This window comes from Campylobacter sp. RKI_CA19_01116 (assembly GCF_025771405.1).
Classification (GTDB): domain Bacteria; phylum Campylobacterota; class Campylobacteria; order Campylobacterales; family Campylobacteraceae; genus Campylobacter_D.
Genome location: NZ_JAKMQF010000006.1, coordinates 28,894 through 44,054, shown reverse-complemented (window position 1 = coordinate 44,054; position 15,161 = coordinate 28,894). Strand labels below are relative to the sequence as shown.

General features: G+C 29.8%; 16 protein-coding genes. 7 read left to right on the top strand and 9 right to left on the bottom strand.

The annotated features are described in order from the left end of the window. Positions 1 to 9: 9 nt before the first annotated feature. The 6 genes from L8U41_RS05730 to L8U41_RS05705 all read right to left on the bottom strand — a co-directional run bounded on the left by L8U41_RS05730 (position 10) and on the right by L8U41_RS05705 (position 7,687). Positions 10 to 2,409, bottom strand: coding sequence for a DUF3726 domain-containing protein (locus tag L8U41_RS05730; protein ID WP_263728044.1), 2,400 nt, complete (start codon positions 2,407 to 2,409; stop codon positions 10 to 12). Positions 2,410 to 2,427: 18 nt separating this feature from the next. Beyond that, positions 2,428 to 3,954, bottom strand: coding sequence for a BCCT family transporter (locus tag L8U41_RS05725; RefSeq protein WP_214126123.1), 1,527 nt, complete (start codon positions 3,952 to 3,954; stop codon positions 2,428 to 2,430). A gap of 9 nt (positions 3,955 to 3,963) precedes the next feature. Further along, positions 3,964 to 4,956, bottom strand: coding sequence for a dipeptidase (locus L8U41_RS05720; RefSeq protein ID WP_263708781.1), 993 nt, complete (start codon positions 4,954 to 4,956; stop codon positions 3,964 to 3,966). Between the two features lie 26 nt (positions 4,957 to 4,982). After that, the gene (locus tag L8U41_RS05715) at positions 4,983 to 6,428 is read right to left on the bottom strand and encodes an aldehyde dehydrogenase family protein (protein ID WP_263728043.1); all 1,446 of its coding nucleotides are present in this window, start codon (positions 6,426 to 6,428) and stop codon (positions 4,983 to 4,985) included. An 18-nt stretch (positions 6,429 to 6,446) separates the two neighbouring features. Further along, positions 6,447 to 6,830: a RidA family protein gene (locus L8U41_RS05710; RefSeq protein ID WP_263675187.1), complete on the bottom strand. Its 384-nt coding sequence runs from the start codon at positions 6,828 to 6,830 to the stop codon at positions 6,447 to 6,449. A gap of 227 nt (positions 6,831 to 7,057) precedes the next feature. Continuing rightward, complete coding sequence (locus L8U41_RS05705; protein ID WP_263663994.1) at positions 7,058 to 7,687, bottom strand: GntR family transcriptional regulator; 630 nt, start codon at positions 7,685 to 7,687, stop codon at positions 7,058 to 7,060. Between the two features lie 147 nt (positions 7,688 to 7,834). Between L8U41_RS05705 and L8U41_RS05700 the strand changes: the two genes are divergently transcribed. After that, positions 7,835 to 8,215 (top strand): YbgC/FadM family acyl-CoA thioesterase, encoded by a 381-nt coding sequence (locus tag L8U41_RS05700; RefSeq protein ID WP_263728042.1) that lies wholly within the window; start codon positions 7,835 to 7,837, stop codon positions 8,213 to 8,215. Here the strand turns inward: L8U41_RS05700 and L8U41_RS05695 are convergent. From L8U41_RS05695 to L8U41_RS05685, 3 genes are read right to left on the bottom strand one after another with little or no spacing between them, the layout of a single operon-like run. Further along, positions 8,193 to 9,410 carry a hypothetical protein gene (locus tag L8U41_RS05695; RefSeq protein WP_263678868.1) on the bottom strand — a complete coding sequence of 406 codons (1,218 nt, stop codon included), beginning with the start codon at positions 9,408 to 9,410 and terminating at the stop codon, positions 8,193 to 8,195. The two genes, L8U41_RS05700 and L8U41_RS05695, sit on opposite strands and share 23 nt — an antisense overlap. After that, positions 9,407 to 10,018, bottom strand: a complete 612-nt coding sequence (locus tag L8U41_RS05690; RefSeq protein ID WP_263663998.1) for a uracil-DNA glycosylase family protein — start codon at positions 10,016 to 10,018, stop codon at positions 9,407 to 9,409. Before L8U41_RS05690 ends, L8U41_RS05695 begins: the two co-directional genes overlap by 4 nt. Next, a complete protein-coding gene (locus tag L8U41_RS05685) occupies positions 10,018 to 10,491 on the bottom strand; it encodes a GNAT family N-acetyltransferase (protein ID WP_235362456.1) in 474 nt (157 codons plus the stop codon). Before L8U41_RS05685 ends, L8U41_RS05690 begins: the two co-directional genes overlap by 1 nt. 138 nt (positions 10,492 to 10,629) lie before the next feature. On the opposite strand from L8U41_RS05685, the gene rpmH reads away from it, so the two are divergent. Genes rpmH through mnmE form a run of 6 tightly spaced genes read left to right on the top strand, consistent with a single transcriptional unit; the run spans position 10,630 to position 15,156 of the window. Beyond that, positions 10,630 to 10,764 carry a 50S ribosomal protein L34 gene (gene rpmH, locus L8U41_RS05680; protein WP_012661270.1) on the top strand — a complete coding sequence of 45 codons (135 nt, stop codon included), beginning with the start codon at positions 10,630 to 10,632 and terminating at the stop codon, positions 10,762 to 10,764. After that, on the top strand, positions 10,761 to 11,087 hold the full coding sequence (gene rnpA / locus L8U41_RS05675; RefSeq protein WP_263664026.1) for a ribonuclease P protein component: 327 nt from the start codon (positions 10,761 to 10,763) through the stop codon (positions 11,085 to 11,087). Before rpmH ends, rnpA begins: the two co-directional genes overlap by 4 nt. Then, positions 11,075 to 11,458: a membrane protein insertion efficiency factor YidD gene (yidD, locus tag L8U41_RS05670; RefSeq protein WP_263664027.1), complete on the top strand. Its 384-nt coding sequence runs from the start codon at positions 11,075 to 11,077 to the stop codon at positions 11,456 to 11,458. Before rnpA ends, yidD begins: the two co-directional genes overlap by 13 nt. After that, positions 11,422 to 13,002 carry a membrane protein insertase YidC gene (gene yidC, locus L8U41_RS05665; RefSeq protein ID WP_263728041.1) on the top strand — a complete coding sequence of 527 codons (1,581 nt, stop codon included), beginning with the start codon at positions 11,422 to 11,424 and terminating at the stop codon, positions 13,000 to 13,002. The genes yidD and yidC overlap by 37 nt, the downstream gene beginning before the upstream one ends. Beyond that, complete coding sequence (locus tag L8U41_RS05660) at positions 12,986 to 13,831, top strand: Jag N-terminal domain-containing protein (protein ID WP_263728040.1); 846 nt, start codon at positions 12,986 to 12,988, stop codon at positions 13,829 to 13,831. The genes yidC and L8U41_RS05660 overlap by 17 nt, the downstream gene beginning before the upstream one ends. Then, entirely contained in the window at positions 13,828 to 15,156 is a 1,329-nt protein-coding gene (gene mnmE / locus L8U41_RS05655) for a tRNA uridine-5-carboxymethylaminomethyl(34) synthesis GTPase MnmE (RefSeq protein WP_263728039.1), read from the top strand. The genes L8U41_RS05660 and mnmE overlap by 4 nt, the downstream gene beginning before the upstream one ends. Positions 15,157 to 15,161: the final 5 nt, after the last annotated feature.

The window sequence follows — 15,161 nt, the reverse complement described above, 5'->3', positions numbered from 1 at the left end:
TCATAAACATCAGGATTCAACCACACCTCCAGCATCTTTTCTTGATTGCTCACTAGATTGAACCATAATTCCTTTTGTATATTTCAACAGTTCCTCCCATTCTTTCTTTTGTAGCAAGATGCCTTTTTGAACACTCTCTTCGTAATTTTTTTCAATAATATCATGAGAAATACTTACATTCTCATCATTTCTGATTAAAGGATTTTTAGAAATTTCAATATAAAGCGCTCTTTCATCTAAATCACAAGGTATATTTTTCATTAAAATATCTGGAAAATCTTCATTATTTTTTATAAAGTATTCCACATACTGAGATTGCTTTATGTCATACCAATAAGCTTTAACATATAAATTTTTATTTGATAATCTTTTTAACTGAGAATACACAAAACACCTATTATAACATTTTGAAATTTTTATATTTAAAGAATTATATTGATTTAAAAAATCAAGTGCATACGCAATAATAATTTGAATATGACATAATATGCTATGATGATTAAGATCAACACTTAAATACTCATTTGTAATGTTTAATGTTATATCTAAATTGTCACTTTTTAAATAAGGCGCAGCTTTAAGAAAATTTGACAATCCATTTAATCCAGCCATTTGCATGTCAATAACCATAGATGCAATTAAATCAGCTTCTCCAAGATTTAATTTTAATCCATTATAAGCTTTAATACAAGCAGCTTTAAGTTCGTTTTTGGAAACATAAACATTATTATTAGATAAATCACAAACACTATGCTTATTTTTTGGCAATAATGGAAACATCCACTCATTAGCATGAATTTCATCCATTAAAGGTGCATTCTGAAACAATGTCACTTGAACCCATCTATCTGATCTTGGATCATACTTTGTTGCACCAAACATAGACAATTTAGCTCTTAAAAGATGCATAGGCAAAAAGTCTTTTGCTAAAACATTAGCCCTTATATCACCCATTACACAATTTCCCATAGTCCAAACTCTTCTAGCTATAGATGTAAAACAAGGGTTTTCTAATAAAAATTTACTTATATGTAAATAATCATCCTGATTTTTTAAAGTATTGTAAAATTTAACCACTTGCCTAGCAATATCTAAAGGTTGTTCTAGTTCATCTCCATTATCAATACCTCTTACTCCAAGCCTAGGCTCTTCTTTTTCTTCAGATATATACCAAAACCAATAATTATTTTCAGGATTTTCAAAATTAATACCTAAAGCCCAATCATATTTTTTCTCTATTACATTTTTAATTTCAGAAATTTTAACACCAGTAAGTTCTAATGGAGTTTCATCGATTGTCATCATTTTATCGTGTATATCAACTAATTCAGGATACAGTTCTAATAAACACGAAAGTACGATTTCTTGTGCTTCCAAAGAATATTTTTTTGTATATTCTACAAATTCCTCAATAACCATAGAAGCATTTATTTTTGTTTTTATTTCTTTTACTATATAAGAAAGCTCACTTGAAGCTATTTTGTTTAAATTATCTTGCCTTGAATCTATTGTTGTTATTTCTTTAAGATGTAAACTTGCTCTTTTTAAATAATCAATCAATTCTTTAGCCTTACTCATATCAAGCTTTTGTTGCATAACTTTTGACAAAGCTAATTCTCTTTGATAAAGCCAATTATCAACAACTTTTGGGTGTTTAATCAAATAAGGAGCCATACCAAGTCCAGTAGCATTTCCCACACCTAAATATCTTTGAATATCTCTATCAAGTTCTACAGCTTTATCTCCACCACGCTGTTTGGCTATATAATTTACCCAATCTAAACTAAATTGCCTTACAATATAAACAGCGCACATTTCAGCAGAAAATGACTGAGAAAAATCTCCATTTTTTTGCAGATTATCAAAATCAGAAATTCCAAATTTTCCACTTCCATATACAGCTGTGGTTCTTAATATATAACCAACTTTAGCTAGTTCATCTAAATCAGGTTGTTTTCCATTAGCTAAAGAATTAACAATATATTCAAAAATTCTTACACTTTTATTAGCCCTTGCTAAAACAAAAGCATTGTTAAAATTTCTACCAGCTTCTTGCAGTGGAACATTTTCTTTTAAAACAGTCAATAACCCACTATCAATCTCTCCATTTACAAAAGTAAAAGTAACATCCCACTTATTTGCTATAACTCTATCATTTCTTTCTTCATCTTTTATATAATTAGCAAATATAACAAGATGATATATTCCATGAGGTGTTCTAACTTGATATATTACATCACCAAATCCTTTATCATCTAAATCCCATAAAATATTTTTTAATACCCATTTTTCTTGAGCAATTTTCCTCATCAAAGTTCTAGTAAAACTAAGTCTAGATGAGTGCATAGAGCCTAGTCTTTCTAAAGACATGACTTCTTGTGGACTTCTTAATTTCATATCATTTTTCATTTTGTCTCCTTTTTTATATTAACGTAAATTTTGCTCATCTGCCATTTTAATTGCAATCTGTATAGAGTTCCATAAGGTTGGTAATAATATAAATGAAACAGGCACAGCAGTAATTACTATAAATGATTGTAAAGCCGAAATTCCTCCCTGTCCGATAGATATTAAAATAATTGCCAATACCCCCATTAAAATTCCCCAAAAAGCTCTAAGAAGTTTGCTAGGTTCAGTGTTCCCACTAACAATAACACTCATAGTATAAGTCATAGAATCACCAGTTGTAATAATAAAAATAGCTGCTAATATCAAAAATAATGCTGAAATAAATGTTGACAATGGCAATGACTGTGTTATTGCTATTAACGCAGCAGGTATATTAAAACCTTTAAAAGCAGAGCTTATGCTGCCTGGATTTTCAATCTCAAAATATAATCCTGTTCCACCAACAATAGTAAACCAAAACATTGTAATAATTGGTGCGCAAATACTTACAGCTATAATAAGCTCTCTTAAAGTCCTACCTCTTGAAATTCTAGCAATAAAGATAGCCAATACTGGACCATATCCTAAAAACCACCCCCAAAAAAACAAAGTCCAAGATGCAAGCCAAACAGTATCTTCTCTATAAGTAGCCATAGGTATAAAATTTTGTATCAAAGTTCCAACACCTTGAACATAAACATCCAAAATAAATTTTGTAGGACCAAAAATAAAAATAAAAAACATCAAACCTACAGCTAAAATAACATTCCATTTACTAAGAATTTGAATGCCTTTTGCTAAACCCCTAAGCGAAGATATAGTATAAACTAAAATAGCCAAAATAATAATACTCATTTGAGTGATTATATTATCTGGTATTTGAAAAATCATATTTAGTGCATAAGAAATTTGTAAACCTAAAAATCCTATAGGTCCTATAGTACCAGCAGCAACAGCCACAATACAAAAAGCATCTATTAAAGAACCAATCCATCCGTGTATAACTTTATCACCAAAAATAGGATAAAGAATAGTTCTAGGTCTTAAAGGAAGGCCTTTTTCATAGTGTAAATACATTAGCACTATTGTGGTAATAGTTCCAGAAACAGCCCAAGATAAAAAACTCCAATGCATGTAAGATTGCGCTAGAGCTTCTGTGATTTTTTGAAAAATATTACTAGTATTTCCAAATACAGGAGATGGAGAAACAAAATGAGCTATAGGCTCTCCAGCAGCCCAAAAAACACCTCCGCCTGCAAGTAAAGTACACATAATAATAGATATCCATTGAAATGTACTCATTTCAGGATTTTTAATATTACCCAAAACTACGCCGCCTGTTCTTCCCCAACTAAGCCCGATCCCAATAATAAAAGTCAAAAGTAGTAAAATTTGCCAATAAGCACCAAAGTATTTTGCTGAGACATTAAAACCAAACTCAACGATCGCACTAAGTAACTTTGAATCAATTAAAGCTATTACAACAAATATCATCAAAAATCCACTACTACAAATTAAAGTCAACTTATCAATACGAGTATTGTTTTTAGGAGCACTGTTTAACATTTTAACTCCTTAGCAAGTTTGAGCTTTTAAGCCATCTTGTAAAAAATAAAGCCAATTAAGACCCATGATTTTTTTTACATCATTCTCAGAAAACCCATAATTAATCAATCCTTTATAGATATTATATAAGCCACTAGAATCATTAAACCAAGACACATTTTTAGGCCATGTGGAATTAGTAGCACTACCTTCGCCATAATCTTTTATCTTAGACCATCTACCATTGCGCATCCATTCTAATACATCTAATGGTTGATTTAAACATAAATCACTTCCTATACCTATATGATCAACCCCTATCATATCTGCCAAATCAGCACTCATTTTACAAAAATCATCCAATGTACAATCGCTTCCATTTGGCAAATGAAAAGGATATAAAGACAAACCTATCAAACCTTTTCTCTTAGCTAAAGCTTTTATCACCTCATCGCTTTTATTTCGCAATCCATTGTGCGCAAATTTAGGATTAGCATGAGATATACATATAGGGCGAGACGATATGTCAATAGCTTCCAATGTTGATTTATCGCTACTATGAGACATATCAACAATCATACCAACCCTATTCATTTCTTCAATCGCTTGTTTACCAAAGCGAGTAATACCACTGTCGTTTTTTTCATAACAACCAGTAGCCAATAAGCTTTGATTATTATAAGTTAGCTGCATAATCAACAAACCAAGCTGTCTCATAACAGATATTAACCCTATTTCATCATCAATCAAAGAACAATTTTGTGCTCCAAAAAAAATCCCTACCTTATTTTGAGCTTTTGCTTTTAAAATATCTTCGCTTGAAAAAACAGGCAATATATATTCATTAAATTCTTCAAAAAATCTATGCCACTGGGCAAATCTAGTGAGTGTTTCTCTAGCATTTTCATGATATACTAAAGTAACATGCACAGCACTAACACCACTTGATTTTAAAAATTTAAAATATTCTTTATCCCATTTGCAATATTGCAAACCATCTATAATGATATCTTTCCCAAACATAACCACCTCCTTTTTGTAAACAACATTTAATAAGCTTTTACATAAGTTGTTTTTACAACTGTGTAAAATTCCTTCGCATAAGAACCTTGCTCTCTTGGACCAAAGCTAGATTCTTTTCTGCCTCCAAAAGGCACATGATAATCTGTTCCAGCTGTAGGAAGATTAATCATAACACAACCACTTTTTGCTTCTTTTTTAAATATGTTTGCATTTTTTAAACTTGATGTTACAATCCCTGAAGTCAATCCAAAACGAGTACCATTATTAAGCGCAACAGCTTCTTGTAAATCTTTTGCTTTAATCACACATGCTAATGGAGCAAAAATTTCTTCCTGATTAATATCCCAATCATTTTTAGTATTAATAAATAAAGTAGGAGACATATAGTAACCATTTTTATCAAGTGATAATTTTTCACCACCAAATACCAATTCCGCTCCAAGATCTTTAGCTCTTTGAACCCATTTGAAATTAGATTCAAATTGTTTATTATCGGCTACTGGTCCCATAAAAATTCCATCATCTAAGCAATAGCCAATCTTTAATGTTTTCATTCTAGAAACCATTTTCTCAACAAAAGCATCGTGAATACTTTCTATAACAATCAAACGAGAACTTGCTGTGCATTTTTGTCCAGTACCTGAAAAAGCTCCTGCAATAGCACACTCAACAGCAAGATCAAGATCTGCATCATCCATAACAACTAAGGCATTTTTACTACCCATTTCTAATTGACATTTAACAAAATTTGCAGCCGTAGCACGTGCTATTTTTCTACCAACATCAACAGATCCAGTAAAAGAAAGTGCGTTGATATTTCTAGAATTAATAATAGTCTCACCAACTTCTCCACCACTACCTAAAACTAAATTAAATACACCGCTTGGCAATCCATGCTCATGAATAATCTCAGCCAAAGCTACAGCAGAAGCTGGAGTGGTATTAGCTGGTTTCCATACTATACTATTACCAAAACAAAGAGCAGGAGCTATTTTCCAAGAAGCTGTTGCAATAGGGAAATTCCAAGGAGAAATAATACCAACAACACCAACAGCCTCTCTTGTAATCTCAACATCAACACCACTTCTTACAGACGCTGCATTTTCCCCAATTTGTCTTAATACTTCAGCTGCATAATATTGAAAAAATTGACCTGATCTAAACGCTTCTCCTTTTCCTTCTATTTTTGTTTTTCCTTCTTCTAAAGATATGATTTTTCCAATCTCATCGCTTCTATTCATTAAAGATTCACCGATTTTATAAAGCAAATTTGCCTTTTCTTCTAAAGGAGTTTTTTCCCAAGAAACTTGAGCCTCTTTGGCAGCATCAATAGCTAGCTCTACTTGTTTTTTATCAGCCTGTGCTACATCCCCTAGATCATTATCAATATCAGATGGATTAATATTTTTTATAGTATTAACACCCTCTGCCCATTGACCATTAATATATAAACCCTTAGTACAATCTAACATTTTATCTCCTTTATAATTTTAATTATGAGTTTGCGCATAAACTACAAATTCAACCAGCATTTCTTCTCTAGCCAAACCAGAAACAATAAATGCAGCTCTATTTGGATAAACTGTATTGAAATAGGTTGAATATACCGAATTTACAAATTTTAAATCTTCTCTTTTTGTAACATAAATTAAAATCTGTAACACATCATCTAATTTAGAACCAGCACATTCTAAAGTATGAATAAGATTTGAAAAAACTTGCTTGGTTTGCGCTTCTATACCACCAGTAACAACCTCTCCATTTTTATCAATAGGAATTTGTGCTGTATATAAAATATTATTTGATACAACCGCCCATTCTAATGGAGATTTTGAGGGGAATAATTTTGTTTTAACCGCTATTTTACTTGACATACAACTCCTTTTTGTATTGTTATATTTTCAAGTCTATAGAAAAAAAACTTAATAAATACTTAATGCCGACAATAAATATATTATATATTTTCTTACCTTGAAAAAACATGTAAATATGTGAATATTGGTAAATATATTTAAAAGATATCCCTATGATTAAAACATCAAATAAGTTAGCAAGGTAGTTTTAGTTGTAAAATTGAATATATACTTATTATATGATTATATCAAATCAAATATTGTTTAACAAAATTCTCAAAATAATCAATAATGTCATCAACATATTCCAAAGCTTTTTCTGTGTTTTTTTGATACACAGCTTTTAATATATTCTTGTGTTTTTCTTTTACAATATCATGTTGACTATTTTGAGCATAGCGATACCAAAATCTCCTTGAAATCCCTTGCACGTTTCTCAATTCTTCGTAAATAAAATAATTTTTAGAAGCTTTAGCTAATACATCTTGTCTTTTATCAAGCCATGATAAAAAATTTATTTCATCATAATTTTCAATTTCATTTAAAAGTTCATTTATAGCTTTTTTATCATCCTCAGTAAGTCTTTTTATAGCACATTCTATACAAAGTTTCAAAATAACTCTTCTTACTTCCAAAAGTTGCATTTGTAAAGAAGCATTCATTTGTGGAACCATTATTCCTGCTTTTGATATATTCACCAAATAACGTTTTGAAAGCAACAATAATGCTTCTCTTACAGGCGTACGTCCAACATCAAGCATATTTGCTATGCCCTGTTCTGTCAAAATACTACCAGGTTCTATTTCACAAAAAACTATTCTTCTTTCTAATTCATCATATACTTGTTCGGCTAAAGTTTTATTTTTCACTTTTTTCATGTAATTTCCAAATATAAAATAAAAATTATAGAATAATATCTAATTATTAATGTATTTAAGACAGAATATTAATGATTAAAATTCATATTTGATATTCAATTTACTTTAAATATAATGTATTATAAAAAACAAAAAAAAGGATTTTAAATGCAAATACGAATTTATTATGAAGATACCGATGCAGGTGGAGTGGTATATCATAGCAACTACTTAAAATTTTGCGAAAGAGCAAGAAGTGAGATATTTTTTCAAAAAAATGCAAAAATTTTTGACAAAAGCACAGGACATTTCCTACTTACTAAAGCAAATTGTAACTTTTTAAAACCAGCCAAACTTGGAGATCTTATAGAAGTAAAAACATTTATCGCAAAACTTAAAAAAGCCTCAGTTTGTATAAAACAAGAGATTTACAAAGAAAACACCAAACTTTTTGAGGCTGAATTTACCCTAGCTTTTTTAAAAAATGAAAAAGTAGCCCCTATAGATGAGGCTATAGCTAAGATTTTTACTGATTTTGCAAAGGAGTAAAACCTAAGCCTTGCGAGCGAATGATTTTAACCTTATAGTCAAATTGATTATCATTTAAACTCTCATCGAAAATTCTTTGAGAGTCTTTATCTAAAAACTGCGTATAAAAATAATCAAGCCCCACGCTAGTTGCATACGCTATCCAGTTGTAATTAATATTTTGCGAAAAAAGCTCATTAAGATAGCTTAGAGTTTGATCCTCATTAGAAATGGAATTTGCTAGTAAAAGTTTTTTTCTATCATTAATTTGCGTTAGGCTTAGCAAAATAGGATTATAATTAATCTGAGTTGATAATAACACAAAAGGTTCTATATCATAAGTTCTTATTTGCGAGCTTATAAGCGCTGTTTTAATCAAAGAAGTATTTAAAATAATACTAGAATCTTGAAAACTTCTATTTTGATTTAAAATACTTCTAAAATCAAATTTAGAACTATTAATAGTATAAATTTTCTCACTACCATTACCTGCGTTTAAAACATTCTCATCTAAGCGATTTGCCAAAGGTGTTCCATCTGAAAAAATAATATTTTTACCATTTGAATATTCTAAAAGTTTTTGAATTTGTTTTTGATAGTCTATACTTCCAAAATACACATTTTCATTTTGCGTATCAAAATTTCTTTTATGTGCAGTAGGAATAAAAACTTTTACATTAGAATCAAGGCTTTCTTTTAATAAATTTTTCACACCTTTATCTGTAAAACCTGCGATGATATAATTAAATTTCTCATCTTGAGCTTGCTTAAAAGCTTTAGTTATCTTGTTCTCATCTTCTGTGCCTATTAAAAACACCTTTACTTTTATTTGCGCTCTTTGTCTTAATAAATACGCTATGCTTGAGTTTATAATAGTATTAGAATAACTTTTAATCGTTTGCTCAGGTATAATAATAGCTAATTTTACACTAGCATTTTTTTGAATTCTTTTTTCAAAATCTATGATGGAATTTAAAAGTTTAGTATAGATATTAACCAAAAGTTCATTTGCATTATCATTGTTAAATCTTGATAAGAAATTGAAATAAAGTCCTGTTTCTAACAAAGTAAATAAACAATCATTATCACAATTTTGAAATTCTAAATTAGGATAAAAAGACTCACTAGGTTCTATGGGCGATGGTTTTTGCTCTTTCGCAAAAGCACTTAAAGTTAAAACAAAACTCATCATCAAACAAACTAAACTTTTTCTCATAAATAACCTTTTATTTTTTTAATATCTTCTATAAATTCAGCATAAAAGCTAGGATTTTTACTCAAAAAATTCAAATCATAACTTGGCAAAAGCAAAGCATTATTAAAACGCATACATTGCCCTTTGTATTTTTGAAAGTTCTCAAAACCCAAACTTACAAAAGCTTCTTGACCAAGACATAAAATAATCTTTGCTTTTACAAAATCAAGCTCGTTATAAAAATACGGCAAGCATAATTTTAGTGCTTGATCATCTATTTTAAAATTACTAAAACATTTAAACATATAAGAAAAATATATCTCATCTTCTTTTAAATTTAAAAGCTCTTTGCATAATCTTAAAAACTCTTGTTTGTTTTTAGAAGCAAAAAACTTTCCACTTTCGTTTTCTTCTTTATCAATAAAAGCTTGATAAATCAAAATTTTAGCATTTTTGGCTTCTTTTTCTATTAAACTATACTTTCTTAATTTAGAAAAATGACAAAGATTGCAAGTTTTTACTCTTTCGTTTAATTCTTTAAAACTTAAGTTAAAATGTCTAATTTGCTTTTGTTCATCAAAATATTCATAACCAAAAGCTTTTAGATAATACAAACTGCGTTTATTCATCACATCAATGCTTCTAAATTTTCACCCTCTAAACGATAAGTTCTCCACTCACTCATATGTCTTGCATTTAACTTGGTATAAAATTCAATCCCCAAATCATTATCATTTAAACAAACCCACTCTAAGCGTTTAAGATTTTTTTCTTTGCAAATTTGCGCTAGATATTTAAAAACAGCTCTAGCATAACCTTTTTTTCTATATTTTGGCTGTATGTAAATATCTTCTAGGTATAATCCACCCAAACCCCAAAAAGATGAAAAAGTAAAATAATACATCACATAGCCTATTATCTCACCATCAACCTTTAGGCTCAAAGCCTTAGCATATTCATGTTTAAAGAATGATTCTTCAAGTTCTTTGCTTGTGCATTTTACATCTTCAAGCATATTTTCATGAATAGCAAGTTCTTTGAGTAATTCTAAAATTTTTTCCAAATCTTCTTTTTTACTCTCACAAATTTCAAAAGCCATTATTTTTCCTTAGTTTACAAAATAAAATCAAAATTTAGCAAAAAGTTTTAAAATAACTCTTAATTAAAAGCAGATTTAAGTAAGATTTTGCTAACATACTCGCTTATTATTTTGTTTTTTATTTTAAGTTAAGGAAAAAATATGAAAAGAACATATCAACCACATAAAACTCCTAAAAAAAGAACTCACGGCTTTCGTGTACGCATGAAGAGCAAAAATGGTCGCAAAGTGATCAATGCTAGACGTGCTAAAGGTAGAAAAAGATTAGCGGTATAAAAGATTTTCTAAGTATTAACGACTTAGGAGAGTTTGCAGCAATTTATAAAGAAGGTAAAAAATGGCATTGCGAAGGCATGATCATCTTTTACTCTTTAAGCGAAGAAAAAAAATTCGCCGTTGTTGCTAGTAAAAAAGTTGGAAAAGCTGTTATAAGAAATAGAGCCAAAAGGCTCTTAAGATCAGCTTTTTTTCAGGTTAAAAATCAAGTTGAAAACGGAAAATACATACTTGTAGCCAAAACGAGTATCACTGAAATTCCTTTTTTAAAATTAGAAAAAAACTTGAAATGGGGTTTGAAAAAAATAGGATGCATAAAATAGTTTGTCTAAAATTTATCAGATTTTATCAACTCTTTATCAGTCCTTTTAAACCACAATGCTGTAGGTATTACCCAAGTTGCTCTGAGTATGCCTTATGGCAATTTAAAAAAAATAATATTTTTAAAGCATTTGGTGCAGTTTTTTTAAGAATTTTAAAATGCAATCCGTTTTTTAAAGGTGGTATTGATTATCCTAAAATACGCAAGAATAATCTAAACTCAGGTATATGTTTTAAACCTAGTTTTAATGCTTTAAAACAACTCAATTATCTTTATATCCCTTGCAACGATAATCAATTTTTTTTAATTAAGATTATATTTCCAAAGGACAATCCGTGTCAGAAAATTTATCTCAACAAAAACGCATATTAATTGCTGTTGTATTATCATTTTTATTTTTTGTAGTTTATGATTATTTTTTTATACCCAAAGCTCCACAAACTGAGCAAAATATCACTCAAATAGAACAAAACAACTCAGCTCCACAAAGCACTACAAGTACTAACTCTCAAGCTCCAAAAACAGAACTTAGCGTTAATCAAAAAGAAGAAATAGCAGTTGTTAAAAGTGAACATTTTGAAGCACATATTGACTCTTTAGGTAGGATAGCTAAATTTTATCTAAGTGATGAAAAATACAAAGATGAAAATGGCAAAAGTATTAATCTAGTAGATACTTCTTTATCACCTTTACCATTAGAAATAAGATTTAGTGATGCAAAAATCAATCAAGAGGCATTTAATACACCATATACCACAAGTCAAAAAACTATCAATGTCAGCGATGAAAACATAACCTTGATCCTTACTCAAAATTTAAATGATTTAGTAGTAACTAAAAAAATCACTTTCCATAAATATGGAAACTATGATTTAGAGGTTAATCTAAGCAAAGACGCAGCTTATTTTATCACTCCGGGTTATCGTCCAAATATAGCAGTTGATAGCTATACAGTACATGGGGTTTTGATCTTAGACAAAGATGATAAAATCACAATGTTAGAAGATGGCGATGTAGAAAATGATGAAAGTTTTTCTAATGTAACCCTTATGGCGGCTTCAGATCGCTATTATAGTGCTTTCTTTTATAATTTTGAAAAACCACTCAATGCTGTAGTTACTAAAGATAATCACGAAAATTCTATCGTTTTTGCAAGTTCGACAAATACTTTTAAAGCAAGCGGTTATGTTGGCTCAAAAGAGCATGAAATTTTAAGAAGTATTCATGCGGATTTAGATGATGTTGTGGAATATGGTTGGTTTACTTTTATAGCTAAGCCTATGTTTGAATTTTTAAATTTCTTACATGGCTACATGGGCAACTGGGGTTGGGCTATTGTAGTGATGACTTTAATCGTGCGTATTATTCTTTTCCCACTTACTTATAAATCAATGATTTCTATGAATAAACTCAAAGATTTAGCACCTAAAATGAAAGAAATCAGAGAACGTTATAAAGGCGATCCGCAAAAAATGAATTTACACATGATGGAACTTTATAAAAAACATGGTGCAAATCCTATGAGTGGATGTTTACCAATACTCATTCAAATTCCAATTTTCTTTGCAATTTATAGAGTTTTACTAAATGCTATAGAGCTAAAAGCTGCACCATGGGCTTTTTGGATTACAGATTTATCTGCGATGGATCCATGGTTTATCTTACCTATATTTATGGGTCTAACTATGTTTATCCAACAACTTATCACACCAATGGCTATACAAGATCCTATGCAAGAAAAGATTATGAAATTTTTGCCATTAATTTTCACTTTCTTCTTCTTAACCTTCCCAGCAGGTTTAACTTTATATTGGTGTGTAAATAATATATGCTCACTTATTCAACAAGTGATTGTAAATAAACTTTTCAAAAACCACAAAAAAGAGGAAATAGCTAAACATGAACATAGAAGCTAAAGACTTACAAACTGCACTCATAGAAGCCTCAAAACAACTTGAGTGCTCTGTGATTGATCTAGAATATGAAGTTATTCAACATGCTAAAGCAGGATTTTTTGGTTTGTTTAGAAAAAATGCTATTATTTGTATTAAAGGACACAAAAAAACCAAAAAACCTCATCAAGAAAAAGCTAAAAAAAATCAAAGCGAGAATTTTATCAAACATTCACAAAAAAATCTTGAAAAAAATGAACACTACAAAGAACACAGAGAAAGTTTTCAAAAACCACTTGAAGCCAATACTCCAACTAAAGAACATTATAAAGTAAAAAATGATGCTATTTTTGATTCATTTCATAAAGAATCACCAGAAGAAAAAAATATCGCTTCTTATATTGATGAGATAAAAATTTCACTAGAAAATTTACTAGCAACTTTTGATTTTGATATCAAGGTTGTACAAGTTAGTGTTTGGGATGAAAATTGCGTATTGATAAAACTTGATGGAGAAGATGCAGCTTTACTTATAGGCAAAGAAGCCCATAGATATAAGGCATTTTCTTATTTACTTTATAACTGGCTTAGTGCTAAATATAAAATTCAGCCAAGGCTAGAAATTGCTCAATTTTTAGAAAATCAAACCCAAGCTATAGAAAATTATTTAAAAATTCTTATAGAAAAAGTAGAGAGTACAGGAAGAGTCCAAACAAAGCCTTTAGATGGAATTTGGCTAAAACTTGCATTAGAAAAATTAAGAGAACGTTTTCCTGATAAATATGTAGCTATTAAACAAAATGACGATCAAAGATACATCGTTGTAAATGATTTTTTGAAGAAAAATGAATGAATGACACTATAGCTGCTATAGCCACAGCCCATGGAGTGGGCTCTATAAGTATCATTAGAGTAAGTGGGAAGAAAGCTTTAGAGCTTGCATTGAAAATTACCCACAAAAAAGAATTAACGCCCCGCTATGCACACTTGTGCAAACTTTATAAAAACAACAATGACTTCTTAGATGAAGCTTTAGTGATTTATTTTAAAGCACCCTACTCTTTTACAGGAGAAGATATAGTAGAATTTCAACTTCATGGGGGTTTTTCTTTGAGTGAAATTTTACTTGATGAGCTTATTTTAGCAGGAGCGCGTCTTGCTAGCCCTGGAGAATTTAGCAAAAGAGCTTGTTTAAATGGCAAAATGGATCTTTTAAAAGCTTTAAGTATACAAGATGTCATCATGTCAAAATCAACAAGTGCTGCAAATATCATAGCAAAAAACATTAAAGGTGATTTAAGTAAATTTTTAAATACCATTAGAATGGATCTTGTTCAAACCCTTGCTTTTGTAGAAACTAGCATTGATTATGCAGATGATGATTTACCACAAGATTTACTTGATCAAATCATTACCATGTGTGAAAAAAATTCAAAACTTTTACGTGATATAGTAGATATTTCTTTAAGTAAAAAAGGACTTATAGAAGGCTTTAAAGTTGCTATTATCGGTAAGCCAAATGCAGGAAAAAGCTCATTATTAAATTCACTTTTAGCATTTGATAGAGCTATTGTTTCTAATATTGCAGGTACTACAAGAGATCGTATCGAGGAAAGCTTGAAAATAGGCTCACATTTAATCAAAATCATCGACACAGCAGGTATAAGAAATGCAAATGATGAGATAGAAAAAATCGGGGTTAATTTAAGCTATGAAAGCATTAAAGAAGCAGATATTATCATAGCTGTTTTTGATGGATCTAAAGAATTTGAAGAAGAAGATGAGCGTATTTTACAAGCTTTAAAAAATTGTGATAAAAAAATCATTTATGTTTTAAACAAAAGCGATCTAACCACCAAATTTGAACATGAAATTAGTACTTCTTGTATACGCATTTGTGCTCAAGAAAACACCCAAGCCATTAAGGAAAATTTAAATGAATACTTAAATACTTTAGATGGTGATGGAATGCTAATTAGCAATACCTTAATACTCAATGCTTGCAAGAATGCTAGCGAAGCTATTTTGCGCGCAAGGGATTTATTAAAAGAAAGTTCTTTAGAACTTTTTGCTTTTGAACTAAATTTAGCCATAGGAGAGATAGCCCAATTTACAAAAGATTTTGAAAGAGATGAAATTTTAGATGCTATGTTTAGTAATTTTTGTTTAGGTAAATAAAAAGG